The following is a 26702-nucleotide window of genomic DNA, read 5'->3' as shown; positions in this document are numbered from 1 at the left end:
GATGCGTAAAAATGCCGGCATGGTGATAAAAGGAGAGAATGATAGTGGAAAATCAATCCTTAAACAAAGAACTTTTACATGCAAGTGAAATAGGAGATTTAGCAGCTATTGAAGCACTATTAAAAGGTGGAGCAAGTGTTGATTATAAAGATTCTGATGGCCGTACAGCTTTAATGGTTGCAACACAAAAAAATCAGGTAGAAGTTGCTAAATTGCTGATCGAAGCAGGAAGTGATGTGAACACAAGAGATATTACCCAATTAACTCCATTTATTTGCTCAGCTGCAAATGGTTTTTATGAAATTACTCGATTAATGATTTCGGGGGGAGCAGATCTTAAGAGTGTTAACCGCTTTGGTGGTACTGCCTTATTACCATCTAGTGAAAAAGGCTATTTAAAGACCGTTCAGGTTTGTATTGATGCTGGTGTACCCGTGAATCATGTAAACGATTTAGGTTGGTCAGCGCTTTTAGAAGCAGTAATTTTAGGTAATGGTGGTCGCTTATACTCGGATATCATACAAACCCTCGTTGATGCAGGAGCAGATGTGAACCAACCGGATAGAGATGGCAAGTCTGCACTTCAGCATGCTGAAGAGCTAAAACAGGATAGGGTTCTTCAAATTCTAAAAAAAGAATATTACGAAACAAATGAAACAATTGTGAATGCTAAAGCATTGGCTAAAAACGATCAATATGTAGAAGCAATTGCTGAGATTAATAGCGCATTAGAAATAGATAGTAATAATCTTGACTTTATTTATTACAAAGGTTTTTTCCTTCAGGAGTTAAAGAAATATGATGAAGCCCAACTAGAATATAAGAAAGCTTTGGCTTTAGATCCTAGTGATCTCGATTTTTATTTCTATACAGCGAACTGCTACCGATTATGGAAAAAACCAGAAAAGGCTGTTCATGAGTACGATAAAGCTTGTGAATTAAATCCAAATGAAACGTTCTATCGTTATCATAAATCCAATTATTTAAGAGAATTAGGCAGACATGAAGAAGCTGTTGTGGAAATGGATAAACTTCTTGCTCTTCAACCTCATCGATATGATTTTTCTTTTCATAAAGCTAACAGCTTAAGATCATTAGGTAAACATGAAGAAGCGATTGAAGCAATCGAAAATGCAATAGCAAATGATCCAGAAAATCCTTTATACCATTTGCACAAGGAACAGTCTCTTGAATTATTGGCAAAGAGCAGCAAGCATAACAAACATTGAAAGTGGAGGTACTCAAATGAGTGAAGTAGTTATTGTTGCCATTGGGGGCAATGCACTTGTGAAAGAAAATGGCCGTGATTCGGTTCAAGATCAATATGAAGCAGTAAAAGAAACAGTGGTAAATATTACAGATATGATAGAAGAAGGCTTTAAAGTTGTTGTTACTCATGGAAACGGCCCGCAAGTTGGATTTAGCTTAAGACGCTCTGAAATTGCAAATGAAGTAGCTGGCATGCCTGATATGCCGCTTGTTAACTGTGTAGCTGATACACAAGGCGGAATTGGTTATCAAATTCAGCAGGCTTTAACTAATGAACTCGCAAAAAGGGGCATTAATAAAAAAGTGGCTACCGTTATCACTCAAATTGAAGTCAGCAAAGATGATCCAAACTTTAAAGACCCAACAAAACCAGTAGGATCTTTCTTTACATTGGAGCAAGCAGAAGAAATGAAAAAGTCACATCCTGACTGGACTTTCATTGAGGATTCAGGCCGTGGGTACCGTAGAGTGGTTCCATCTCCAAAACCAATTAATATCGTTGAAAAAGAGGCAATTAAGTCATTAATCGATGCTGGATTTATTGTGATTGCTGTTGGTGGCGGCGGAATCCCAGTTATAAAAACAGGTGAAAACACATACGAAGGTATTGATGCTGTTATCGACAAGGACTTCGCGACCAGTCTTTTAGCTGAACAGGTAAACGCTGAAACGTTAATCATTACAACAGGTGTATCAAGAGTTTGTATTAATTTTGGTAAGCCTAATCAAAAAGCTCTTGAAAAGATTACAGTAGAAGAAACAAAACAATACGTGAAAGAAGGCCACTTCCCTGCTGGGAGTATGCTTCCAAAAATTGAAGCAAGCTTAAGCTTCATTGAGAAAAACGGTTCAAGAGTTATTATCACAGATCCTGAAAGCTTGAAAGATGCGATCAATGAAAAAGCGGGTACTCATATCGTAAAGTAATCCGTAACAAAGAAACGGAAATTAAGTGGATGACAAAAATTATACAAAATCCTTTGTATAACATGCCTAAAGCGAGTTAAGGTTTTTTGGGTTTGCTATACGATGACGGTTTTGTGCAATTTGTTTAAACTAAACTTGTAATGCAAATAGCTGTCATCCAATTGAAATCATTCAATTGGATGGTCATAAAGTAGACAGGCATTATGCATTTTGAATTAATTAATTCAATGGAAGAACTGTATTTTCTCTAAAATACAGGTGGTACTTGAAAACGCTAACAAAGTGACGTAGATCCTCGCTTGTGGCAAAAATTTAAACACGCTTTTTACTAAAAAAGCAAGGAGTGTAAATCATGGAAAACATAAAGTTTTGGAAAAAGGGAGACATCGCTGCTTCCTTCGGTTTATTTACTAATGTTTTAACCGACTTTTTGGTAATGATTTCTTTATTAATTGGTGTAGTTGGTATGCCAAGTGAGTTTGTTTTTAAACGAATTGTTCCTGGATTTGGTTTTGCTGTATTGATTTCTGGTGTTATTTTTGCTTATTTTGCCTATAAACTAGCTAAAAAAACAGGTAGAAGTGATGTTACCGCACTACCGTCAGGTTCTAGTTCGCCTGGTATTTTTCTTATCGTATTTGTAATTATGCTTCCTCTCTATCATCAAACACAGGATGCTGCTTTCACAACAACAGTCGCTGTGATTTGGGGCTTTGTTGAGGCTTCGATCTTATTTTTAGGTGCTTTCATAGGTGAAACGATTAGAAAAATCGTCCCAAGAACAGTTTTGTTAGCAGCTCTTGCAGGTTTGGCATTTGTATTCTTAGGTATGAACCCAATGCTACAATCTTTTGAAATGCCTATCGTGGCATTCGTTGCATTAATCATTATCTTCATGAATTGGTTAAGTAAACATCCAATATTTAAGAAGGTACCCACGGGCTTATTATTAATCTTAGTCGGAACTGCTATTGCTTGGATTGCTGGATATCAAAATCCTGCTGATGTAACTGAAGCTTTAAAATCATTTGGTTTTAATCCTCCTATGTTGCATTTAGATGGGCTTGTCGATCATATTGATGCGGCTTTACCCTATTTATTAACAGCTATACCACTAGGGTTAGCAAACTTCATTTTTAATCTGGAAAACGTTGAAGCTGCTGCTGTAAGCGGAGATGAGTACAATACTCGTGATGTTATGCTCACAAACGGTATTGCTACTGTGATAGGTAACCTTTGTGGTAACCCATTCCCAGTAACTGTTTATGTAGGTCACGCTGGTTGGAAAGAAGTTGGAGCAGGTTTAGGATATTCCATTGCAAGCTCGGCTGCCATATTCTTATTCTCGATTTTAAGTCTAATGGGTCTATTGCTAGCGGTTGTTCCAATTGCTGCTATCGTTCCGATGCTAGTATTTATTGCGATTGTAACTGGGCATCAAGTTGTCAAAGAAAGTCCAAAATTTGAAGCTCCGGCAATCTTTGTATGTTTCTTCCCATGGGTTGCTAACTGGGCACTTGTCGCTGTAAATAATGCACTTTCAGCAGCTGGTACATCTGCTGGGGAAGGCGCAGGTCAAGTTACTTCTCTTGCCCTAAACAATGCTGGTCTTTTCTATGATGGTTTAGTTGCTCTAGGTAACGGTGCACCAATTAGTAGTGTGATCTGGGGTTGTATCGCTATTTTTGCAATTAGAAACACACCTATTGGAGGTATCATTGCTGCAGTGCTGGGAGCTGCTTTAACTTTCATTGGTGCAATTCATACAACCACAGTTGGAATTGCACAAGCAACCGCAATGCCTTTCGTCTGGGGTTATCTGCTAATTGCATTATTCTTAGCCTATAAACTCTATGTAAATAAGAAAGAAAATATTGGACCTGTTACAGAGTAAAGTGGAACGACTTCATATTGAGATGTCTGAGTCCTAGCTCTTTACGTAGGGACGATTAAAAAAGCCCTTACCAACAGTGGAACGAATAAACTAGATTACTAGGAGGCGTTTAAAATGGATTATATGAAACTTGCTGTAGATGCCACAATTGAAGGCATGAATAAGAAACACGGTGGCCCATTTGGATCAACAATCGTTCGTAACGGTGAAGTAATTGCTGCTGTTGGAAATACAATGATGAAAGATACTGATTTGTCAGCACACGCAGAGATGGTTGCTATTCGTGAAGTTACAAAAAAATTAAATACATTTGACTTATCAGATTGCGAAATTTATGCAACTTGCGAGCCATGCCCAATGTGTATGGGAGCCATTATCTGGGCTGGTATTAAGAAGGTTTACTATTGCAGCACAAATGAAGATGCAGCGAAGCATGGCTTTTCTGACAAGCATCTTCGCGCATACCTTAAAGGTGAGGACGATAGCATCGTTAACATGATTAAGGTTGAAAACAGAGAAGATTGCGATTATCTATGGGAGCATTTCCATAAGTTAAATGAAGAAAAATAATTCATTATCTAATTTACTATCTTTGTAAATTGATAGTATCCGGCCCTATACTTTAGAGCCGGATTTTGTTATTTTTTTATAGATTCCAACAAAATACTTCACTTAATGGAGGTGAAATTGACATCTAATGAAAGCCGAGAACAAATCGTTAAGTGTATTTCAGTGGTTTATTTACTTGTTAGCTAATTCCATTGCAATCCCAATTGTTGTCGGGGATATTTTTCAACTTTCAGGTGCTGAAACATCTTCACTTATGCAACGAGTGTTTTTTATCGTAGGACTTAGTTCGTTTATTCAAGCAAAATTTGGCCATCGTTACCCGATTGCTGATGGACCTGCAGGGTCTTGGGTAAGTATTTTTGTCATTTACGCAAGCGTTGGGATACAGCAAGGAAAAACAATAACGGAAATCTTACAAATTTTGATGGCAGGCCTTTTTATTTCTGGCGTGATTTTATTTATATTAGGAATTACAAAGTGGGTCCGATATGTCCTTTTTCTTTTTACACCCATTGTAACCGGTACTTTTCTTCTACTATTAGCTATTCAATTAAGTGGTGTCTTTTTGAAAGGCATGTCATCCTATAATGGTGGAAGTCAACTTGATCTTTTAAGCTTTTTACTATCTTTGTTGGTCTTCGCACTAATCGTTTTTTTATCAACCAAAGGGAAAGGGTGGGTAAAAAGCTACGCAGTCCTAGTAGGGATTTTATTTGGTTGGCTTCTATTTGCAGCTGTGGGAAAAGACGGTCCATCCTTATCTAATACAACTGATTTGGTAGAACTACCGAAATTATTTGTCTGGGGACTGCCTGAATTTAATAGAAGCATCATGTTTACTGCATTATTGTTTACCTTACTATTAATCTCTAATACAATTGCTGCTATTTCTTCAGCCGAAGAAGCTATACCTAGCCAAAAAATATCATTTCAACAAAGACTTAGTTCTAGTACATGGGCTGGAGGGATTTCTCACCTTTTTGCGACCATGTTTTCGACTATAGGAGTTGTTCCATTACCAGCAACTGCTGGTTTTGTGAAATTGACAAAGCAAAATCGAATTTTACCATTTCTTGTTGCTTGTTTGATATTGATAGTAATTTCATTGTTCCCGAGCATTGTTGGCTTTCTAGCATCGCTTCCATTACCGGTTGCTAGTGCGGCACTATTAGCTACGCTAATTGAAATGTATGGGATTGCATTTCGATCACTAACAAAAAGGTCATTAACTACAAGAAATCGTACAATTATCGGTATTTCAGTCCTTTCTGGTATTTGCACGATGATCCTTTCTGATGATTTCTTTAGCGGCTTTCCTAGTCTATTGCAGAATATTTTATCAAACGGGTTATTAATAGCGACATTTATGGCGATCTTCCTTGAACAGCTTTTAAAAAATGAATGTCGGTTCGAAAAAAATGGGAATAAATTATAGAAAAAGGCTGCTGAGTCAAACGTTCAGCAGCCTTTTCATATTCTAACTAACTTCCAAGTTTAATCTAAGTGTCCTTGAAGAAACTCAATCACCTGCATGAATGCGTTTTGCACAACAGGATTATGAAAATCCTTGTCAAACACGTGTTCTCCGTTAGCGATTGTAATTAGCTTAGTTTCTATCCCTTTTTTAAGTAAGGCAGCCCTCATATAGGCAGATTGTTCATACGGTACATCGACATCATTCGTCCCATGTAATAATAAAGTAGGCGGATACTCATCAGTGATGTTATGAATGGGGGAAAAATCAACAATCTTTTCATGATTCATTTGTGGGTCAAGCCCTGTTATTTCCCGAATCCAATCACCCGTTTGTCTTGCATATAAATATAGGAGAAATCTATCTTCAACAGAGCCCTCAGTTATAACTTGTTTCGTTATCAGTTTTTTTGCAATTTCCTTTGGGACAGTTTCTTTTTGACTGTAGAATATGCTTGGAGTTGTTGCCCATTTTGCACTAATATCTCCATACCCGTAGAAAGAAACGATAGCTTTGGGTTTGTTTTTAAAAGTTCCTGTACAAAGTGCTAAAAAACCACCTGCAGAGCTTCCAACTACAGCTATTCGTTCTGAATTAATGGATGAATATTTAGAACCCTCAGATATCACCCACTGGATAGCATCTTGTATATCCTCAAGTATGCCTGGTAATTTTGTTTCAGGGGCTAGCCTATATTCAATAGAAATCAACGTAAATCCGTTTTGAGTGTAGAGTTGTATCATTTCCTCTGAAATTTCTTCTCTAGTACCCCAAAGCAGTCCTCCCCCATGAATGTAAATAACTACTGGAGCGTTTTGTCTGGAGGTCGCGTAAATATCTGCCTTAAGAGTATATGAATCATTTTGTTTATAAACGATAGTGCTTTTCATTGTTGTCAATCACATCCTATAAAGTATATCAAACACATTTTACATTTTAACGATTATTAAGTGTATCAAAACATTGGTTGTTATACATTGTACATTTTGCCCAATAGAAAGTACTTTCATTTGGAGAGGTTATACGAAGATATTAAGTATAGAAAGTCTGTATAATAAAGATAAAATCATGAATAACACAGACGGGAGATATCTGTATGAATAGTACTGAAAGATATCAGATACTTTTTAATAAAATCAATCAATATAACTCGGGTGATAAAGGGATTACTAGAATTGCATATACAAATGAAGAACAAACCTGCACGCATGCATTTATGAGAATGTGCAAAGCGGAGGGATTAGACATTCGCATGGATCAGTGTGGAAATGTAATTGCCAGAAGAGAAGGTAGAATTAAAGGTCTTCCACCAGTGTTAGTAGGATCACATTTGGATACTGTTTACCAAGGTGGTAAATATGACGGAGTAGTCGGTGTTACAGCAGCTTTGGAAGTCGTGAAACGCCTCAATATACAAGGAGTTGAAACAGATCACCCCATTGAAATTATTTCATTTGCCTGTGAGGAATCGGCTAGATTTGGTGTTTCAACTGTAGGAAGTAAGGCCATGACTGGCCAATTCGATAAAGAAAAATTTAGATATTTGAAGGATCGTGATGGAATCACAATGGAAGATGCTCTTTCATTATGTGCTCTTGATATTGATAGTGTAGATGAGGCGAGCAGGGTAAATGAGGATATTAAAGCATTCCTTGAATTGCATGTTGAGCAAGGTCCGGTATTACTGAACAATGGTAAAAAGATTGGTATTGTCACAGGAATAGCCGCTCCGGTTCGATTGTTTATCAAAATTTTAGGTACCGCTTCCCATTCAGGAACGACTCCGATGAATATGAGAAAGGACGCTCTTTTAGGTGCTTCCGAAATCGCATTGGAACTCGAAAAAGTAGCTATGCAGGAACAAGATTATGGAACTGTCGCTACTGTTGGGGTTGTCGATGTTCATTCCGCTGCAATGAATGTAGTACCTGGTGAAGTGGAAATTAAGGTTGATATTCGTTCGACTTCAGTGGAATCAAGACAGAGAGTGTTAGACCATTTATACAATACTATCCATATAGTAGAAAGAAAGAGACAGCTCCAAATAAATAGTAGGGAAATTATTAGTGAAGAACCAGTATTACTTTCTAAAGAGATATATGGTGTTACGAAAAATATATGTGAGAAAAAGGGTCTCTCTTATCAATTAATGGCAAGTGGCGCTGGGCATGATGCAATGAACATGACAAAGCTATGCCCTACTGGTTTGATTTTTGTTCCTTCGGTTGATGGACTTAGTCATCATCCAGATGAATACACGGAAATTGGAGATATTATCGCGGGTATTGATGTGCTTGAAGAGATCGTTGTTCATTATGCGATGAATAAGTAAAAAATCTACTAAAATTAGTAGATTTTTTTTAAAACTTTGTAATGATTCTGAAAATAAAAACTTTACTTCTTTACTATAATAATTCTAAGGATTGTGAATTATATGTCACTTCGTAATATGGGTGGTAAGGAGGGTTCTGATGATTGATTTTTTATTGGTTCATGGAACTGTCATCACTATGGATAAACAACGACGAATTATTCAGAATGGTGCTATAGCCATTCATGAGGGCAGAATACTAGAAATCGATACAACAGAATTCATAAAATCTAAGTATGAAGCAGCCAAGGTCATAGACTGCAGTCACAAATGTATTTTGCCTGGATTAATTGATGTTCATGGGCACGGTGGTCACTCAATGTTCAAAACAATCGCGATGGAAAATATAGATCAGTGGATGCCGATAATGACTAATACTTATAAACATTTTGTTACAGATGATTTTTGGTACTACGAAGGCAAACTCTCAGCGCTAGAGCGATTAAAAGCAGGGATAACAACAGGGGCATCCGTAATAGGCTCTATGCCAAGATCGGACGACCCAATATTCGCCATTAATCATGCTAGAGCTTATGCAGAAGTTGGTGTTCGTGAGGTTGTATGTACCGGACCTTGTAATCCGCCTTGGCCACACCTTTTTAGTAGGTGGGTTGATGGTAAAAGGATTACTAAAGAAGTCAGTTATGAGGAAGTGATAAAAGGTGCGGAAGCGGTAGTTGAAGCGCTACATCATGCGAACGAAGATCGAACTAGGGCGTTTGTTACACCGTTCGTAATTGTCACATCAATTGAGCCATCAGGTCCAACCCCGCCTTCCAAACTTTATGAACTAACAGAACTTGATTTGTATCAAGCCAAAAAAATCCGTGAGATTGCTAGAAAATATAATACTAGGATTCATTCTGATGCATTTGGTGGAATGATACATTTGGCTGTAAAGGATTGGGAGAATGCCCTTTTGGGGCCAGATGTCCATCTTCAACATTGTCGGGGGATATCATTTGATGAAGCAAAAATTTTAGCCGACACTGGTACTAATGTTAGTGCCTCACCAGGTTTTACTCAAATTCATGCTCGCACCCCCATTATTGAACTAATGGAGCTGGGGGCAACAGTTGCAATCTCCACAGATGGTACATCCCCATCTACTAGTTTTGATATGTTCCAGGCAATGAGAAAGACCCAGTTTATACACCAGGCTACACTAAAGGATGAGTATTATTTACCTCCCGGAAAATTACTAGAAATGGTGACAATTGATGCAGCGAAATGTATTGGTTGGGATGATGAGTTGGGCTCGCTTGAAGTGGGTAAAAAGGCTGATGTTATTACGGTAAACATGCACCAGCCCCACTTAACCCCGGAGTTTTTGCATGTCCATCGATTGGTACATCAAGCAGTTGGGAGTGATGTGGCTGATGTCTTTGTTGATGGACAGCTGCTAATGGAAAATAGAGAAATTACTACAGTTGACGAAGGCGAAGTTTTAGCTGATGCAAATGAAGAAGCTCTTTCAACAATTAAGCGTGCCGGGCTTGAAAAATACATGCAGCCAACAAAATATTTCTGGGGACACACTCGGAGCTATTTAGACGAGAAGCGGTTTGACAAGGAAGATTATAGGTTTACAGAAACGAAAGGAGAAACCAATGATAACAAAATTAAAGGGTAAATATGTAATTGGATTCGATGGGCATGATCATGTGATTTTAGAACATGCAGAGGTCGTTTATGAAAATGACACCATAATTTATGTAGGAAAAGAATATAGAGGTGAGGTCAATGATGTAATTGATATGGGAAATGCGGTCATTAGCCCAGGTTTTATTGATTTAAACGCATTGGGAGATATTGACCATGATATTTTGCATATTGAAGCTAGTAACAGCAGGCAGAAAAATCTTCTATGGTCAGAAGAATATGTTAAAAAAGGGCATCATGAGGTCATGACAGCAGAGGAAGAAGCATTCAAATCCCAATATGCATATTCCCAACTTATTCTTCATGGAATCACAACCGCGATGCCGATTACTTCTGTTTTTTATAAAAAATGGGCGGAAACGTACGATGAACTAGCTGCAGCAGCAAATCATGCCGGTAACTTAGGACTACGAATCTACCTTGGCCCAAGTTATCAATCTGGTATTAGAGTCGTACAGCCGGATGGGAATATAAAACTCTATTGGGATGAGGAAGCTGGCAAAGAAGGTCTCCACCGTGCAGTGAAGTTTGTCGAAGAATTCGATGGAGCATTTAATGGTTTGGTTAGAGGGATGCTTGCACCGGAACGGATTGAATGTCAAACCAAAGACAGTCTTAAACAAACAAAGTACTATAGTGATAAATTAGGAGTACCTATTAAGCTACATGCTGCACAAGGTAGCTTTGAATATCATACTATTCTTGAAAACCATGGTGTAACTCCCATTCGATTTTTGTATGACTTAGGCTTTTTAGGACCGAAAACGGGCATTCCGCATGCCCATTTTATTGCTGGCTATAGTGAAGCGCAGGCCGGAACCGGTGATGATGTTGCGCTATTAAGGGAAACGAATACAACAGTAATTCATTGTCCATTAATAATAGGAAGGCATAGTTCGGCAATGGAATCATTTGCAAAATATAAAAGGGCAGGTATTAATTTAGCATTGGGCACAGACACATTCCCACCTGATATGTTCCAAAATATTCGTACAGGAAGTATGTTATCTCGTTATGTTGAAAAGGACGTGGAGGATTCAACATATGCTGATTTCTTTCGTGCAGCAACAATTGGAGGGGCACAATTTCTTGGAAGGGAAGATCTTGGACGTTTGGCAATAGGTGCGAAAGCAGATATTATTGCGATTGACCTAGATGGTTACCATATGGGTGTTATTGATGATCCCATTCGGACCATGATAATAAGTGGTTCGGGTAGGGATGTAAAACTATCCATTATCAATGGAAGACTCGTTATGAAGGACCAAAAAGTACCAGGATTAGATTTAGAAGAGGTAAAACAAAAGGGTCAACAATATTTTAATAAGATGCGTAAGGGATACCTAGAGAGAGATTACCAGCACTTAGAAGAAAGTGAATTGCTATCATCATCTTTTAAGGTAGTTGAGTCAATCTAAACTTGGTTTTAAATTATTTTATATATAACAAATGGGGGGCTTCTTTGAAGTCCCTAATCTTTTGTCATTCAAATATCAAGTTGAACTTTTTACATATTCGTTAAAGATTTTCGGGTAAATCCTTCTTTGCTTATCTAAAAGGATATAAAAATATTGAAAAACATAGTAAATATCCTTAAAAATAGTTATCTAAATATTTACTATAATTTAATAAGTAATAAAATTTAAAAAAGGAGGTAGAGTCTATGATGTTTAAAAGAGAGATAGGGGTAATTTTTGTTGTTTTTTTGAGTTTGTTTGTAATAGCCGGCTGTTCAACTGGTAATAGTACTTCAACAGAGGACAACGAAGAAAAGGGATCAAAAGAGGAAGATACCTTAATTATTACACGCTTATCAGATGTTGAAAATCTCGATCATCACTTTATGGGAACGATTAATGCTGCGAGTGTTACGCATGGTAAAATCTATGAGGGACTAGTTGGAAGAGATGAAAATTCAGACATACAACCATTATTAGCAGAAGAATGGGAGCAACTTGATGATACAACTTGGGAATTTTATCTTAGAAAAGAAGTCAAATTTCATGATGGTACTAACTTTACTGCTGAAGCGGTTAAAGCAACCTTTGATCGTCTATTAGATCCAAATGTCGGCGCACCACGAGCCAGTGTTTTTAGTATGGTAAAAGAAGTAAAGGTTGTTGACGACTATACAGTACAGTTTATATTAACAGAACCGTTTTCCCCTTTATTTTCGATTTTAGCAAGTCATGAAGGTGGAATAATCAATCCAAAGACAATCGAAGAATATGGTAAAAACATGATTCAAGAGCCAAATGGAACAGGCCCATTTGTTTTCGAATCATGGTCACCTGGTCAAGAAATTGTTTTAAAGAAAAACAATGAATATTGGGGAACAAAAGCAAAGGTGAATAAGGTAGTTTTTAAGGTTGTGCCAGAGGAAACGACCAGAATCTCGATGATTGAAACGGGTGAGGCTCATGTATCGGAACCCCTTTCCGTTACAATGATGGAAACGGTGGAAGGGTCTTCTTCTGCTGAAGTGTATCGCAGTGAGGGGTACGGCACAGAGTTTATCGGTTTTAATGTTCAAAAGGAACCTTTTGACGATATACGGGTACGTAAGGCAATTTCGCATGCTATTGAGATTGATCCAATTATAAAGGGTGTTTTTAATAACGTAGGTGTGAAAGCGAATTCATTATTAGGCTCAAAAGTTTTCGGATTTCATGAAGGTTTGAAACCCTATGATTATAATCTTAATAAAGCTAAGAAATTATTAGCGGAAGCCGGTTTTTCAGATGGTTTAGAAGTATCATTAATAACAATGGATAGTAAAGAAAGAATTAATTTGGCGGAAGTAATGCAATCACAATTAAAAGAAATCGGTGTTAAGGTTAATATTGAGATATTAGAATATGGGACTTTTCTTGAAAGAGAAAACAATGGAGAAACCGAAATGTATATAACTAGCTGGAGAAATGCTACTGGTGATGCTGATTATAATCAGTACAACCTATTCCATTCTAGTTCACATGGTGCTGGTGGAAACAGAAACTTCTATAGTAATGATGAGGTTGATAGGCTAATAGAAGAAGCACGTCGTGAAACGAACCAAGAAAAGCGTAAAGCGTTATATGAACAAGTACAGGAAATTGAAATGGAAGACGCGTTATCTATTCCTGTTCGTGTAATCGAAAATGTGGCAGCCATTTCGAAGAATATTAATGGTTTTTCAATTAGTCCATCTGGATATTTAGAAATTAATAATGTATCGATAGATTAGTTCTTTAAAACAAGGGTATCGAGTATTAGAAACCGGTAGTTGGTTTCTATATTTGATACCTTTTTTATGTGAATTGTGAAGAATATTTTAGTAAATTAAGGATTTAATCATATTGTAAAAATATTTTAAAACATTGTAAATATTTTAAAAACAAATTATTTGAATATTAAATACAATTAGACAAACGGTAGGTTTTTAACAAAAAGGGGGATTGTCCGTGAGATTCAAATTAGGAGTAAAAAAGCTAATTGTTGTTATGTTGATCTTTCTTGTAATTGCTGGTTGTTCTACTGGAAATAATACGACTGCTTCAGAGGACGGTAAAGATAAGGGAACAAAAAAGGAAAATACCCTAATCATTACTCGCTTATCAGATGCTGAGAATTTAGATCATCAATTCATGTCAACGATTAATGCAGCAAGTGTTACTCATAGCAAGATATATGAGGGATTAGTTGGCAGAGATAAGAATGCTGAAATTCAACCACTTTTAGCAAAGGAATGGAGGCAGATTGATGATACAACGTGGGAATTTACGCTTAGAAAAGATATAAAATTCCATGATGGAACAGATTTTACTTCTGAAGCGGTTAAAGCAACTTTTGACCGACTCCTAGATCCAAATGTAGGTTCACCAAGAGCAGGAGTATTTAAAATGGTTAAAGAGGTGAAAGTCGTAGATGACTATACGGTTCAATTTTTTTTAACAGAGCCATTTTCTCCTTTACTATCGATTTTAGCTAGTCATGAAGGGGGAATTATTAGTCCTAAGGCAATTGAAAAGTATGGAAAGGAAATCATTAATGAACCTAGTGGGACAGGACCATTCGTGTTCGAATCATGGACACCAGGCCAAGAAATTGTTTTTAATAAAAACAAAAATTATTGGGGAACAGAAGCAAAAGTAGATAAAGTTGTATTTAAAGTGGTTCCAGAGGAAACAACGAGAATTTCAATGATTGAAACGGGTGAAGCTCATATTTCTGAACCATTATCTGTAACAATGATGGAAACGGTTGACGCATCATCAGAGGCTAAGGTTTACCGCAGTGAAGGTTTTGGTACAGAGTATATTGGCTTTAATGTTCAAGAGGAGCCATTTAACGATGTTCGAGTCCGTAAGGCAGTATCCCATGCAATTGAAATGGATTCAATTATTGATGGTGTGTTTAATAATGTAGGGAAAAAGGCAAATTCATTATTAGGCTCAAAGGTTTTCGGGTTTCATGAAGGCTTAAAGCCCTACGAATATAATTTAAATGAAGCAAAAAGATTGTTAGCTGAAGCAGGTTTCCCTAATGGCTTTGAAATAACTCTAAAAACAATGGATAACAAAGAAAGAATAAATTTGGCTGAAGTTGTTCAATCACAATTAAAAGGAATTGGAATTAAAGTTAATATCGAAGTCTCTGAGTATGGAGCATTTCTTGATCAAATAAACAGTGGTGACTCTGAGATGTTTATACTTAGCTGGAGAAACGCTACAGGAGATGCAGATTATAATCAATACAATCTCATTCATTCCGATTCACAAGGAGCTTCAGGAAATACGTTCTTCTATAGCAATGAAGAAGTTGATCGTCTAATAGAAGCAGCTCGTAGTGAAAAGAACCCTGGGAAACGCATTGAGCTATATGCACAAGCACAGCAAATTCAAATGGAAGAAGCGATATATATCCCTGTCAGGGTTATTGAAAATGTAGCTGCTATTTCAGAGAGTATTTCTGGATTCTCCATTAGCCCATCAGGGTACTTAGAAATTAATGATGTATCAATAAAATAGGATAGGAGTGATAAAGGGATATTCAATTTTGAGTATTCCCTTTATCATGTTCAAGTAAACGAAAGGATGAATCCGATGAGCAGAGGTTACTGGCTAAAGAACGTACGATTAGAAAAAGGATTTAAAAAAGAGAACGGAAGAGTTGTTGGCACTGAGACTGAATTAAGACATTTATTTATAAAGGAAGGTAAAATTACTAGAATTGTAGACATTACTGAACCTTTATCAAATGATGTGATGGTAAATGACGCCAAAGGGTTGTTACTAATTCCGTCTTTTGTAGAAAAGCATGTTCATTTAGATAAAACTTATATGGGTGACCAATGGAGATCATGCATCCCAGCGTCAGGTGTAATAGAACGATGTGAAATTGAAAAAGATATTTTGATGTCAATTCCATCTAGCACAAAAGAACGTGCAGAAGCATTACTTGATGTCTTATTGTCTGTTGGATCTACGCATGTTAGGACACATGTCGATATTTATCCAGAAGTGAAGTTAGCAAATCTTGATGGTGTAAAGCAGGCACTTGAGGAATATTCGAATAAAGTTAGTTCGGAAATTGTTGCGTTTGCCCAGCATGGACTACTACGACCTGGGACAGTTGAGCTTATTCGTGAAGCCGTAAGAAGTGGTGCAGGTATTGTAGGTGCTGTTGATCCAGCGACAGTAGATAATAATATTGAAGAATCATTGGTTCAGTTAATGGATATCGCAGTCGAGGGGAATGCAGATATCGATTTACATTTGCATGACCCTGGTCACCTTGGGACCTTTACTATGAAACGACTTGCTTATTTAACAAAGCAAGCTGGATGGGAAGGAAGAGTCGCTGTTAGCCATGCCTTTGGACTTGGAGATGTTTCGAAGGAAGAAGCTCGAGAAATGGCCTATATTTTGAGGGATGCTGGTATTTCAATTGTTACAAGTCTTCCCATTGGTAGGGGAGTTCCTGTTGATTTGCTTACCGAGTGCGGTGTGGATGTGTCTGTTGGAAATGATAATGTTTTTGATTCATGGTGGCCAACTGGAAATGGAGATATTCTTGAAAGAGCAGGACGCCTACTAGAAAAGTACCGATGGACGAATGAAGTTGCACTTTCACAAGCTCTGAAATTTATAACTGGAGGAATAAAACCGTTGGACAACGAGGGTAATCAGGTTTGGCCGAAGCCTGGGGTGAAAGCAAATATGATCTTAGTTGATGCAAGCTGTTCAGCAGAGGTAATGGCAAGACGCTCAAAGCGAAAGGCTGTTTTTTATAAAGGAAATCTAGTTGCTGGTAGCTTAAACTAGTAATTAAAAGGGGATAAATGGTTATCCCCTTTTTGTTATATTCATAGATTTGACAGTCTGAAGTTTAGTGCTGTAATAAAACGATAAATATAGTATTACGGCCACAATTATTCCTATAAAGGAGGAAATACCATATAGGGGTTTTAGGAAATCTACAAAATTACAAACGATGCTAATAAGGCCTGCCAGAATAGTTGCAAGCATCGCTGGCACGTTTATTCCTTTTGGGGAGTTTATATGGGTACTAAACTCGTATAACTCATCTATATGAATTTCTCTTTTACAAATGACGTAATAATGTATTAGCATGACACCAATCACTGGGCTGAGCAGTGCTCCAACCATATTTAAAAAAGCAAAAATACTAGTTGAACTTTCCATTAGCCTCCAGGGCATGATTAAAAATCCAATAATGGTTGCAAGTAATGCACTAGATTTAAAGCCTAGCCTTTTTGGAAACAAAGAAGTTAGTTGATTAGCTGCAGGTATTATATTTCCAACTACATTAACCGATAAGGTGGCTAAACAAAGAGTTAGTAGGGAAAGGACTATAACAAATTTACTATCAAATTGATCGATTACATCTAGAACATTCCAAACGGGGACCCCGAAAGCAACTTCAGATCCAGTAATTATAGTGATACTGGCTACTGCAAATAATAGAAAAGTAGCAATAATACCTGTAATTTGTCCTACTGACTGTTCTTTATTAGAACGTGAATATCTCGTGATATCAGAAACACTAAGGATTTGGGCAACCCAAGTTGCTAGAATAGCAGAAACACAGGTTACAAAAACGAAAATGCTATTGCCTTCCACACCTTTTGGTGGATGATGTAATATCGGCGAAATCCCGCCAGCTAATTGAATAGCCCAAATTGCCATACCACCAAAAACAAGGAAAATTAGAGGCGTAATTATCTTAGTTAATTTACCTAAAGAATCAATTCCGGCATAAATAAAGAAAACATTAATCCCCCAAAAAAGGAGAAAGGATATAAGACCTGGGAGGTTTAATCCAAAAAAGCTCCAATCTTTGCCTAACAACAAATAATCAGGCCAGAATTTACCGATTAGTATTGTTACAGCACTACTTCCCGCATATGTTTGCAAACCAAACCACATAATCGCAACAATAACACCCCTTAGAACTCCAGGAACAAGTGCACCTTTTTCTCCATAGCTTGTTCGAAGTAGAATCGCGAATGGAATCCCGTATTTTCCACCAGCATGGCCATTCAGTACCAAGAGTGCTGCCAAAATGATGGAGGATATTATTATAATAGAAAATACTTGCCAAATAGATAAGCCGAGTGCAAAGAATCCACCAATTGTAACATATGATGGTATATTGTGAACGGATCCCATCCAAACCGAGAAGAATTGTCCAAACTTCCATGTTCTGGATTCTGTGTTTGTTGGTAATAAGTCTTCGCTAAAAACGGAATTTGCTTGAAATCGGTTTTCCTTCTGGTGCATAGTTTCTTCCCTCCTTACATCTCTATGTCATCCATTTTCTATAAAGAAATCTTGAAATATATACCATCAAACATATTAAACCTGAGATGAGAAAACTTATCCAAATGGTTTGAAGATTATTGGTTATTGGTAAAAATAAATAGCCGCACAAAGCCCCAATTAATGATGAAAATGGAATCAGAGTTGGCACAATATCTTTACTGAGGATAATATAAAACAGTGGGAAAATTATTGCCGCATAAAGGTTTCCACCGAAAAATAATAATTGTATGTGGCTAGGGGTGATTATGCTGACTACAATAATTAAAAAACCACAAACAACTAATGAGATCATTAATGTGTATTTCCATTTCTCATTGTCGGTTAAGGGACGAAAAACTTGTAGTACATTTTTTATAAATAATGTATTTAATGCATGTAGTTCAGAGCTACTAGCGGATAAAATGGCAAAAAAGCAAAAAAGTACAAATAAAATAATAAAAACTGTCGCTTGAATAGTATTAACAAGATCAAAAATAAGTGTATAAATATTTTGATAGCTCCTACCAGAAATAACAATCATCAGTAATGATGTCAGTGCTATAGGGATAGTTGTCCAAATTAACCCAGTTAGTGTAAAGCTCATACGAACCTTTTCCTTCTGGATAATAAAAATTCTTTGCCAAGTAGCCCTATCCGTTATTACCTGCCCCAAAAAAACTAACACGGAAGTAAAGATAAACCAAATAGCATCTGTATTTTTAATAAATAAAATGTATGGATGATAAAGCTTTATTCCTTCAAATACCGGATAAACGCCTTTTTGGATATAAAAATAAACAGGAATAGTAATAACAGCTCCAAAAATTAATGCAACATTTATCACCGAAAGTTGATGGATGCGGTGTATTCCACCAACTCCACCAATCAATAAACAAAGGCCTAAAAAAAGTAGCATACCGAAAAATACGGGGATCGGAAACAGTATATCAATGAGAAGTCCTGCTCCTATAGCTTGTATAAATAAGGAATAGGCGCCCATGAAAAAAAGAACAATCATCATATACCAATAACCACTAACAGTTAATTTTTCTTTTAAAATATCTCCTATTGTTTGATGGTTAGGATATTTTTGGCGGACTATTTTTGCAAAGTAACCAAATAAAATAAGTATTAATCCTCCTACAAAGGCATAACCAACTCCACCGGTAAGCCCATATTTTACTAAGGTTTCCGGTGAGGATAGAATGGTGTTACCTGTTACCCATCGAGATAATAAGCTAACTACCCCAAATCCAATTCCTAACTTAATAGGACCGCTGATGTAAAATTGAAAGTCATTTTGTTTCAACGTAGTGTCTCCTTTAAGCGAAAATCACGGGGGGTTTTACCTGTAACCCTTCTAAAAATTTGGCTAAAGTAGTGTTGGCTATTAAATCCACATCGTTCAGAGATGGTATTGATACTTAAATCAGGATGTTCAATAAGCATTTTTTGTGCTTCTTTTAAGCGATAATCATTTAAATATTCAGAAAAACCTATACCGACTTCCTCCTGAAACTTTCTACTTAAATAAGCAGGGTTTATATGAATCCTCGAAGCTAGGTAATTTAAGGTCAGTTTTTCACTGTATTCTTGATGTATTATTTGAAGGGCGTTCATAATTTGATCAGAGTAACGTCCTAGATGAGCGTATTTTTCCAATAATTCCAATAGCTCGTCTTCTATAATTGGCTTTGTAAGGTAGTATACAACCCCAATTTTAATGGCCTCCTTTGCATATTCAAAATCTTGAAATGCTGTGACCATAATGATATCCATTGTATATTGATCCTTTAGCTCTTTGGCTAACTCTATTCCAGTCTTGCCTGGAAGCTGAATATCCAAAAAGGCGAGAAAGATGTCATGGTCTTTAATGATTTGCATAGCTTGTGAAGCATCTTGAGCTTTGTATATATCCCATATTGGATATCTTTTGTGGATTAAATATTCTAGTTGGTCTAATTCAAGTAATTCATCGTCTACTAAGAGAATATTCATTTGAAAAAGACATCTCCTTACATGTCAGATTTAAGAACAAAAGGAAATTTAGCGAGCACACTAGTACCTTTGTCGGTATTGGTAAGTTTTACAGATTGTGGTTGTGAAGGAAATAATAGCTCAAGTCTTTTGGAAATATTTTCAAGACCGATTCCGCTGTCAGTGGATTTTTGATGATATCCATTGGATGTACTATTCCAAACTGTGATATGAATTTCCTTTTCGGTTTTCTTTACAATTATTTTCAATCGTGCCTCATCAATACTTTTTTCAAAAGAGTGTTTAAAAGCATTTTCCACAAATGTTTGAATTAGAAACGGAATAATAATTGCTTGTTTTGCATTTTCATCGATTGAAATCTCATAAAAGAGTCTTTCCCTAAATCGAATTTTTTGTATTTCTAGATAATATCTAACATAGGTTAATTCATTCTCGATTGTAATAAACTTACTGTTTGTTTGATATTTAAATTTAAGCAGCCTAGAAAGTGTTTCAATTGAATATATTAATTCCGTTTTTCGATCGAGCCTTGCCAAGCTTAAAATTGAGTTCAATGTATTGAAAAAGAAATGTGGTTGAATCTCCTGACTTAATTGATTATAGAGTGCATTTTGAAGTTCGCTTTCTAATGCAATCTCTCGTTTCTGTTTTTCCAAAAGATCAATTCTTTCCTCAAAAATAAATAAAAAAAGTAAAGTGAATGCACCTAACAAAGGAGCTAAGACACATAACATAATATAAATGGAGAAAGCCTCGACAGTTAGCATTTAATAAGATTCTCCTTAACATATGGAAAAGGGAGCCGTCTAGGCAACTCCCTTAATTAATATTTTCATTATTATATTATAAAAGCAATCTTATTGTACAAGTTCTTCTGCAAAATGACAGCTTACTAAATGGTTGTTCTTTAATTTTCTCAACTCAGGTTCCTCTGTTTTACATTTTTCCGTTGCAAATGGACAACGAGTATGGAAGCGGCATCCACTTGGTGGATTAATAGGGGAAGGGACATCTCCTTTTAAAAGAATCCTTTCTCTTTTTATACTTGGGTCGGGTACCGGAATTGATGACAGCAATGCCTTTGTATACGGATGAAGTGGTGAATCAAATAGGTCAACCTTGTCAGCAATTTCAACGACCTTACCAAGATACATAACCATTACTCGGTCTGAGATATGTCTTACAACACTTAAATCATGAGAGATGAAAAGGAAAGTAAGCTTAAACTGTTTTTGTAGCTTTTTTAGCAGATTTAGAATTTGAGCTTGGATGGAAACATCCAAAGCGGAAACAGCCTCATCACAAATAATCAATTTTGGATTAACCGCAAGTGCTCTGGCAATACCGATTCGCTGACGCTGACCTCCGCTGAATTCATGTGGATAGCGATCAAGCGCTTCAGCAGGTAAACCGACCAGTCCTAATAATTCGAGCATTCTTTCCATTCTTTTTGACTTTTCGACCACTTTTTGGATAGCCATTGCTTCGTTTAAAATTTGTTTTATTGTTTGTCTAGGGTTAAGAGAAGCAAAAGGATCCTGAAAAATTACCTGTAAATCACCTCTAAGCTTTCTCATTTCTTTTTTATTTAATTCTAAAAGATTATGACCAAAATAGTAGACTTTTCCATCAGTTGGTTCATCAAGTCGTAAAATGGCACGCCCTGTTGTCGATTTACCACAACCAGATTCACCGACAATACTTAATGTTTCCCCTTCATTCAGTGAAAAGCTAACATCGTCAACGGCCTTAACATATGCTTTCGGTTGAAAAAGAGAGTCCCTTTTAACAGGGAAATATTGTTTTAAATGTTCAACTTCTAATAAAGCTTTTTTCTTAGTAGTAGTCTGCATTATTTTACAGCCTCCTCTTTAACAGATTTGCCTGTCCATTGATCAGAATACATCCAGCAGCGGACTTTTACTCCATCATTTTGTTCCAGTAATCCGGGTTGCTTTTCGTGGCAAATTGGCTGCTGGAATGGACATCTTGAAGCAAACCGACAACCAACAGGCATATCGTAAGGGCTAGGTACACTACCTTCGATTGTGTAAAGCTCCTCCAGATCCTCATGGATTTTAGGTAAGGATTCTAATAATCCTTTCGTATAAGGGTGTCGTGGACTTGCAAAAAGTCTAGCCGTAGGGGCATGTTCAACAATATTTCCGGCATACATGACTGTTACAGTATCACAGGTTTCAGCAACTACACCTAAATCATGTGTAATCATGATTACTCCCATACCAAGCTTTGTTTGTAGATCCTTAATTAACTCAAGTATTTGTGCTTGAATTGTTACATCTAATGCTGTTGTAGGCTCGTCGGCAATAAGTACCTCTGGATTACAGGATAAAGCCATTGCAATCATGACACGTTGTCTCATTCCTCCACTTAACTGAAAAGGTTCCTGTTTTGCCCTTTTCTCGGGGGAAGGTATCCCTACAAGCTTAAGCATATCGACTGCTTTATTCCATGCCTCTTTTTTTCCTGCATTCTGATGCAGTCTAATTGCTTCAGCAATTTGTTCGCCAACAGGAATGACGGGATTTAAAGAAGTCATTGGCTCTTGGAATATCATCGAAATTTCATTTCCACGTATTTTTCTCATTTCATTCTCTGGCAAAGTTACAAGGTCTTCTCCTTTGAAGAGAATTTGACCATCAGCAATTTTCCCGGGAGGTGAAGGGATTAACCGTAAAATAGAAAGGGATGTCATACTTTTTCCACAACCAGATTCCCCAACTATCCCTAATGTTTGCCCCTTCTGGAGTGTAAAATCGATACCATCGACTGCTTTACTAACACCGCGTTTTGTGAAAAAATGCGTTTTTAATCCTTTAACTTCTAAAATTGTTTCATTATGGTCCTTCATATAACTCACCACCCATTTAATTTAACTCAATTCGTTTATTGAAGAATCTGTATAATATATCGACCAATAGGTTTACGAATACGAATACTAGTGAAGCGACTAGAACTCCACCTTGTACCATTGGTAAATCTCTCATCTTAATCGAATCTACTATCATCCTCCCAAGTCCATTTATTGCAAATATTGATTCAACAAGTACGGTACCACCAAGTAGTGCACCAAATTGTAATCCTACAACAGTAATAACAGGGATTAATGCATTTCGTAGTGCATGTTTATAAGTAATGACTCTTTCACGAACTCCCTTAGCGCGAGCAGTACGAATATAATCTTGGCGAATTACCTCGAGCATACTTGATCTTGTCATTCTGGCCACTATTGCTGCACCACCTGCGCCTAGGGTTAGTGCTGGAAGGATGGTGTGGAGGATACTGTCCCAACCTGCGACAGGGAAAATTTGTAACTTAACAGAAAAGAAGAACATTAGCATTAGCCCGAACCAGAAACTTGGTAATGAAATACCTAATAATGCTACAACCATAACAACTGTGTCTGTTATGGAATAAGGCTTGATTGCTGAAATAATACCTGCAGCCATTCCTAAGATAATTGTGATAATCGTACTAAATATAGCTAGTTCAATTGTTATTGGGAGTCGAACTAATATCTCATCAAGAACCGGTTGACTATTTTTAAGTGACTGCCCAAAATCACCTTGAAATATATTAATAAGGTAATCAAAATATTGAACAAATAAAGGTCGATTTAACCCTAATTGCTCCCTTAGTGCTTCAATCGTTTCCTTAGAAGCTCCTTCACCCGCAAGTAATACTGCAGGATCCCCTGGGACAAGCTGCATAATAATGAATACAACAAACGTTACCCCAATTACAACCGGTATTGTCTGCATAAGCCGTCTCAAAATAAACATAAACATGGTGTGTATCCTCCTCTAAAATCGTGATTTATTTTTTCATTCGTGGATCAAATGCATCGCGCAGCCCGTCACCAAAAATATTGAAGCCAAGAACAAGAATCGCAATTGCCATACCAGGGAAAATAGCGATATATGGAGCAGAGAATAGGAAATCTCTTCCACTACTTAACATCGTTCCCCATTCTGGAGAAGGAGGCTGAGCACCAAGGCCTAGGAATGAAAGACCAGCTGCTGAAAGGATGGCAGTAGCAATACGTAATGTTCCTTGAACAATAATAGGAGAAAGAATGTTTGGCAGAATATGCTTAAATATAATTGTTCCATCATTTGCACCAAGGGAACGGATGGCATCAATAAATTCAAGCCGTTTTACTTCAAGAGTAGAACCGCGAACAATTCTAGCAAATAATGGTACAGAGTATGCACCAACTGCAATCGTAACGTTGATCATGCTAGGGCCTAATGCACTAATAATAGCTAAGGCAAGTAATATACCAGGAAAGGCAAGCATGACATCCATTATTCTCATAATGATTGAGTCAATCCATTTACCGTAATAACCTGCGACTAAACCAAAAATAATACCAAAAAAAGAACCAAATAGGACAGCAGCAAATCCAATACCCATAGAGAGTCTTGAACCATATAGTATTCGGCTTAGAATGTCTCTTCCTTTATCATCTGTACCCATCCAGTGATCAGAGGAAGGAGGCACTAATTTATTATCCAACTCAATTGCAAATGGATCATATGGAGCAAGTAATGGGGCGAATAATGCAATAAAAATATAAAATAGAATGATAATACCCCCAACCAAAGCTGCCTTGTTTTGTAGAAAGATAGAAATAAAATCTTTTAGTCTGGATTGCTTTGGAGCAGCTATCGTTTGTGTAATGACATATGGTTGTTGATTTTTAACTTCAAGGGACATATAAGAACCTCCTTAAATATTTTTTTCTTTCAATTTAACAAAGTAAAAAAGTCCTGCTACTAAAACCTCCCTCCGAGTCTTTCGCTTGCATAACTGATTTACTTAAAATTATCAAAATATAGTTAAAAGTAAATATTTTTTAAATTACATGTCAAAATAGTTAAATATTTAGTAAATATTCTGTAAATGTTTAAAAGCATGATTCCTTATAATACAGGTATGCAATTAAAAAAATGGTGAAATGGTGTATTGTAAACATCCGGAATTTTCACAATTAAGAAAAGAGGAGAAGTGGATAATGGGGAAAAATTTTAGCGTTAGAAAAAAGGCTCTCTTTTTCGTTGTAGTTGCGATTATGCTTTTATTTACACAAGCTTGTTCTACTAAGTCAGCAACTTCTGATGAGCCAGGAACAGAAAAAGAAACATCTAAAGAAGGCGGTACATTAACAGTTGTTAGGCTTTCAGATGCTACGCAACTTGATCCGCATTTCATTACGGATATTCCATCAGCAAATATTCTATATCAGAAGGTATATGAAACACTTGTTGAGCCGGATGAGAATTTTGAAATTCAGCCAAATCTCGCAAAGGAATGGAAAGTTATTAATGATACAACGTGGGAGTTTTCATTACAAGAAGGCGTTACCTTCCATGATGGGACACCATTTAACGCGGAAGCAGTAAAAGCAACCTTTGATCGATTACTAGATCCAAATGTTGGGTCACCACAACGTGAAAAATTTGCAATGATTAATGAAGTGAAAATTATTGATGACTATACAATACAGTTAATCTTGGATTATCCATATGCACCACTACTTTCTATTTTAGCTAGTCAGGAAGGTAGTATTTTAAATCCGAAGGTAATTGCGGAAAACCCAGAATCATTAGCAGAACACCCTGTTGGAACTGGTCCATTTGTCTTCGAAGAATGGAAAAGCGGACAAGAAATATCTTTAACAAGGAATGAAGAATATTGGGGAGATAAACCTAAAATTGATCGCGTAGTATTCAAAGTAGTTCCTGAAGATGCGACTCGATTAGCAATGATTGAAACTGGCGAAGCACATATTAATGACCAAGTACCTGTAACAGAACTTGATAGAATTGAAGCATCTGATACATTAGAACTTTATCGAACAGAAGGATTAGCAGTTGAATATGTTGGCTTCAATGTGAAGAGTGAACCACTTGAGGATGTAAGAGTTCGTAGGGCGATTAGTCATGCAATAGAAAGAGAAGCTATTATTGACGGTGTTTATAATAATGTAGGTACGCTAGCAAACTCAGCAATGAGTCCTAAGGTATTCGGATATAGTGACAAAGTTAAACCATATAAATATGATTTAAATGAAGCAAAGAAGCTATTGAAAGAAGCTGGCTATGAAGATGGACTAGAACTTACACTTTTAACAAGCGATCGTAAAGAACGAATTAACATGGCTGAAGTTATTCAATCGCAATTAAAAGGTATTGGCGTGAACGTAGATATTCAGATTATGGAATATGGTGCGTTTATTGAAATGCTTAATAACGGTGATCATGATATGTTTATTAGTGGTTGGGGAAATGCTACTGGAGATGGTGATTACAACCAATATAACTTATTCCATTCTGCATCAATTGGTCCAGCTGGAAACTCTTTCTACTATAGTAATTCAGAGGTAGACAAATTGATAGAATCTGCTCGAAAAGAAACCGATGGAGAAAAGCGTAAGCAAATCTATGAAAAAGTTATGCAATTGGAAATTGATGACGCTGTCTATGTACCAATCCGTAATTATGAACATATGGCTGTCCACAATAAGAATGTAAGTGGTTATTGGTTAAATGCTTCTAACTATCTAATGATTGATGATGTTGTAATTAAATAAAATAAAAGATTGAAATGGGAGAGTACTTTTTTATAAAGTACTTTTTCCACTTTATTAGTCTTTTTAAACCACACGCTCTGCGTGTGTGCAAACGAAACTTATAGAGTCGTACCAGA

Annotated in this window: 20 protein-coding genes and 2 pseudogenes; 12 read left to right on the top strand and 10 right to left on the bottom strand. The window is 36.7% G+C overall.

The genetic code is table 11. From position 1 onward, the window contains the following. Positions 1–38 precede the first annotated feature (38 nt). Positions 39–1157 (top strand): annotated as a pseudogene (locus tag ACFSFW_RS20425) (ankyrin repeat domain-containing protein); the annotation flags it as partial. Here ACFSFW_RS20425 and ACFSFW_RS20420 read toward each other — a convergent pair. Next, a pseudogene (locus ACFSFW_RS20420) lies at positions 1127–1213 on the bottom strand (hypothetical protein); the annotation flags it as partial. The pseudogenes ACFSFW_RS20425 and ACFSFW_RS20420 sit on opposite strands and share 31 nt — an antisense overlap. A gap of 32 nt (positions 1214–1245) precedes the next feature. Between ACFSFW_RS20420 and arcC the strand changes: the two are divergent. From arcC to ACFSFW_RS20400, 4 genes are all read left to right on the top strand, one after another. After that, positions 1246–2196, top strand: a complete 951-nt coding sequence (arcC, locus tag ACFSFW_RS20415) for a carbamate kinase (RefSeq protein ID WP_388040930.1) — start codon at positions 1246–1248, stop codon at positions 2194–2196. A 352-nt stretch (positions 2197–2548) separates the two neighbouring features. Beyond that, a complete protein-coding gene (locus ACFSFW_RS20410; protein ID WP_388040929.1) occupies positions 2549–4090 on the top strand; it encodes a xanthine permease in 1542 nt (513 codons plus the stop codon). Between the two features lie 114 nt (positions 4091–4204). Continuing rightward, entirely contained in the window at positions 4205–4660 is a 456-nt protein-coding gene (locus ACFSFW_RS20405; RefSeq protein WP_388040926.1) for a nucleoside deaminase, read from the top strand. A gap of 127 nt (positions 4661–4787) precedes the next feature. Then, positions 4788–6095 (top strand): purine/pyrimidine permease, encoded by a 1308-nt coding sequence (locus tag ACFSFW_RS20400; protein WP_388040923.1) that lies wholly within the window; start codon positions 4788–4790, stop codon positions 6093–6095. 59 nt (positions 6096–6154) lie between these two features. Here the strand turns inward: ACFSFW_RS20400 and ACFSFW_RS20395 are convergent, their stop codons facing one another. Then, positions 6155–7024 carry an alpha/beta hydrolase gene (locus tag ACFSFW_RS20395; RefSeq protein ID WP_388040921.1) on the bottom strand — a complete coding sequence of 290 codons (870 nt, stop codon included), beginning with the start codon at positions 7022–7024 and terminating at the stop codon, positions 6155–6157. Between the two features lie 206 nt (positions 7025–7230). On the opposite strand from ACFSFW_RS20395, the gene ACFSFW_RS20390 reads away from it, so the two are divergent. The 6 genes from ACFSFW_RS20390 (at position 7231) to ACFSFW_RS20365 (ending at position 16472) form a co-directional block, all read left to right on the top strand. Continuing rightward, positions 7231–8466, top strand: coding sequence for a Zn-dependent hydrolase (locus tag ACFSFW_RS20390; protein ID WP_388040920.1), 1236 nt, complete (start codon positions 7231–7233; stop codon positions 8464–8466). 139 nt (positions 8467–8605) lie between these two features. After that, on the top strand, positions 8606–10138 hold the full coding sequence (locus tag ACFSFW_RS20385) for an amidohydrolase family protein (protein ID WP_388040917.1): 1533 nt from the start codon (positions 8606–8608) through the stop codon (positions 10136–10138). Next, positions 10116–11585, top strand: a complete 1470-nt coding sequence (locus ACFSFW_RS20380) for an amidohydrolase family protein (protein WP_388040914.1) — start codon at positions 10116–10118, stop codon at positions 11583–11585. The genes ACFSFW_RS20385 and ACFSFW_RS20380 overlap by 23 nt, the downstream gene beginning before the upstream one ends. Positions 11586–11830: 245 nt before the next feature. After that, positions 11831–13393 (top strand): glutathione ABC transporter substrate-binding protein, encoded by a 1563-nt coding sequence (locus ACFSFW_RS20375; protein WP_388040912.1) that lies wholly within the window; start codon positions 11831–11833, stop codon positions 13391–13393. A 256-nt stretch (positions 13394–13649) separates the two neighbouring features. Further along, complete coding sequence (locus ACFSFW_RS20370; RefSeq protein ID WP_388040990.1) at positions 13650–15176, top strand: glutathione ABC transporter substrate-binding protein; 1527 nt, start codon at positions 13650–13652, stop codon at positions 15174–15176. Between the two features lie 75 nt (positions 15177–15251). After that, on the top strand, positions 15252–16472 hold the full coding sequence (locus tag ACFSFW_RS20365; RefSeq protein WP_388040910.1) for an amidohydrolase: 1221 nt from the start codon (positions 15252–15254) through the stop codon (positions 16470–16472). Positions 16473–16493: 21 nt separating this feature from the next. On the opposite strand, the gene ACFSFW_RS20360 is transcribed toward ACFSFW_RS20365, so the two are convergent. The 8 genes from ACFSFW_RS20360 to ACFSFW_RS20325 form a co-directional block, all read right to left on the bottom strand. Beyond that, positions 16494–17951: a cytosine permease gene (locus tag ACFSFW_RS20360; RefSeq protein WP_388040907.1), complete on the bottom strand. Its 1458-nt coding sequence runs from the start codon at positions 17949–17951 to the stop codon at positions 16494–16496. Between the two features lie 22 nt (positions 17952–17973). Beyond that, positions 17974–19281, bottom strand: coding sequence for an SLC5/6 family protein (locus tag ACFSFW_RS20355; protein ID WP_388040904.1), 1308 nt, complete (start codon positions 19279–19281; stop codon positions 17974–17976). Continuing rightward, the gene (locus tag ACFSFW_RS20350; RefSeq protein ID WP_388040901.1) at positions 19278–19970 is read right to left on the bottom strand and encodes a response regulator transcription factor; all 693 of its coding nucleotides are present in this window, start codon (positions 19968–19970) and stop codon (positions 19278–19280) included. The genes ACFSFW_RS20355 and ACFSFW_RS20350 overlap by 4 nt, the downstream gene beginning before the upstream one ends. A 17-nt stretch (positions 19971–19987) precedes the next feature. Then, on the bottom strand, positions 19988–20737 hold the full coding sequence (locus ACFSFW_RS20345; protein WP_388040900.1) for a sensor histidine kinase: 750 nt from the start codon (positions 20735–20737) through the stop codon (positions 19988–19990). A 90-nt stretch (positions 20738–20827) separates the two neighbouring features. After that, entirely contained in the window at positions 20828–21823 is a 996-nt protein-coding gene (locus ACFSFW_RS20340; RefSeq protein ID WP_388040898.1) for an ABC transporter ATP-binding protein, read from the bottom strand. Further along, positions 21823–22842: an ABC transporter ATP-binding protein gene (locus ACFSFW_RS20335; RefSeq protein WP_388040896.1), complete on the bottom strand. Its 1020-nt coding sequence runs from the start codon at positions 22840–22842 to the stop codon at positions 21823–21825. Before ACFSFW_RS20335 ends, ACFSFW_RS20340 begins: the two co-directional genes overlap by 1 nt. 16 nt (positions 22843–22858) lie before the next feature. After that, positions 22859–23779, bottom strand: coding sequence for a nickel ABC transporter permease (nikB, locus tag ACFSFW_RS20330; RefSeq protein ID WP_388040893.1), 921 nt, complete (start codon positions 23777–23779; stop codon positions 22859–22861). Positions 23780–23807: 28 nt separating this feature from the next. Then, on the bottom strand, positions 23808–24710 hold the full coding sequence (locus tag ACFSFW_RS20325; RefSeq protein ID WP_388040890.1) for an ABC transporter permease: 903 nt from the start codon (positions 24708–24710) through the stop codon (positions 23808–23810). A 298-nt stretch (positions 24711–25008) separates the two neighbouring features. On the opposite strand from ACFSFW_RS20325, the gene ACFSFW_RS20320 reads away from it, so the two are divergent. Continuing rightward, positions 25009–26586: a glutathione ABC transporter substrate-binding protein gene (locus ACFSFW_RS20320; protein WP_388040888.1), complete on the top strand. Its 1578-nt coding sequence runs from the start codon at positions 25009–25011 to the stop codon at positions 26584–26586. Positions 26587–26702 lie beyond the last annotated feature (116 nt).

The organism is Ferdinandcohnia salidurans (assembly GCF_042680725.1).
Lineage (GTDB): Bacteria > Bacillota > Bacilli > Bacillales > Bacillaceae_L > Ferdinandcohnia > Ferdinandcohnia salidurans.
This window is presented reverse-complemented; position numbering and strand designations above follow the sequence as displayed.

Coding starts and splice junctions, on each gene's coding strand:
- arcC (WP_388040930.1), top strand. CDS start 1,246: ATGAGTGAAGTAGTTATTGTTGCCATTGGGGGCAATGCACTTGTGAAA.
- ACFSFW_RS20410 (WP_388040929.1), top strand. CDS start 2,549: ATGGAAAACATAAAGTTTTGGAAAAAGGGAGACATCGCTGCTTCCTTC.
- ACFSFW_RS20405 (WP_388040926.1), top strand. CDS start 4,205: ATGGATTATATGAAACTTGCTGTAGATGCCACAATTGAAGGCATGAAT.
- ACFSFW_RS20400 (WP_388040923.1), top strand. CDS start 4,788: ATGAAAGCCGAGAACAAATCGTTAAGTGTATTTCAGTGGTTTATTTAC.
- ACFSFW_RS20395 (WP_388040921.1), bottom strand. CDS start 7,024: ATGAAAAGCACTATCGTTTATAAACAAAATGATTCATATACTCTTAAG.
- ACFSFW_RS20390 (WP_388040920.1), top strand. CDS start 7,231: ATGAATAGTACTGAAAGATATCAGATACTTTTTAATAAAATCAATCAA.
- ACFSFW_RS20385 (WP_388040917.1), top strand. CDS start 8,606: ATGATTGATTTTTTATTGGTTCATGGAACTGTCATCACTATGGATAAA.
- ACFSFW_RS20380 (WP_388040914.1), top strand. CDS start 10,116: ATGATAACAAAATTAAAGGGTAAATATGTAATTGGATTCGATGGGCAT.
- ACFSFW_RS20375 (WP_388040912.1), top strand. CDS start 11,831: ATGATGTTTAAAAGAGAGATAGGGGTAATTTTTGTTGTTTTTTTGAGT.
- ACFSFW_RS20370 (WP_388040990.1), top strand. CDS start 13,650: ATGTTGATCTTTCTTGTAATTGCTGGTTGTTCTACTGGAAATAATACG.
- ACFSFW_RS20365 (WP_388040910.1), top strand. CDS start 15,252: ATGAGCAGAGGTTACTGGCTAAAGAACGTACGATTAGAAAAAGGATTT.
- ACFSFW_RS20360 (WP_388040907.1), bottom strand. CDS start 17,951: ATGCACCAGAAGGAAAACCGATTTCAAGCAAATTCCGTTTTTAGCGAA.
- ACFSFW_RS20350 (WP_388040901.1), bottom strand. CDS start 19,970: ATGAATATTCTCTTAGTAGACGATGAATTACTTGAATTAGACCAACTA.
- ACFSFW_RS20345 (WP_388040900.1), bottom strand. CDS start 20,737: ATGCTAACTGTCGAGGCTTTCTCCATTTATATTATGTTATGTGTCTTA.
- ACFSFW_RS20340 (WP_388040898.1), bottom strand. CDS start 21,823: ATGCAGACTACTACTAAGAAAAAAGCTTTATTAGAAGTTGAACATTTA.
- ACFSFW_RS20335 (WP_388040896.1), bottom strand. CDS start 22,842: ATGAAGGACCATAATGAAACAATTTTAGAAGTTAAAGGATTAAAAACG.
- nikB (WP_388040893.1), bottom strand. CDS start 23,779: ATGTTTATGTTTATTTTGAGACGGCTTATGCAGACAATACCGGTTGTA.
- ACFSFW_RS20325 (WP_388040890.1), bottom strand. CDS start 24,710: ATGTCCCTTGAAGTTAAAAATCAACAACCATATGTCATTACACAAACG.
- ACFSFW_RS20320 (WP_388040888.1), top strand. CDS start 25,009: ATGGGGAAAAATTTTAGCGTTAGAAAAAAGGCTCTCTTTTTCGTTGTA.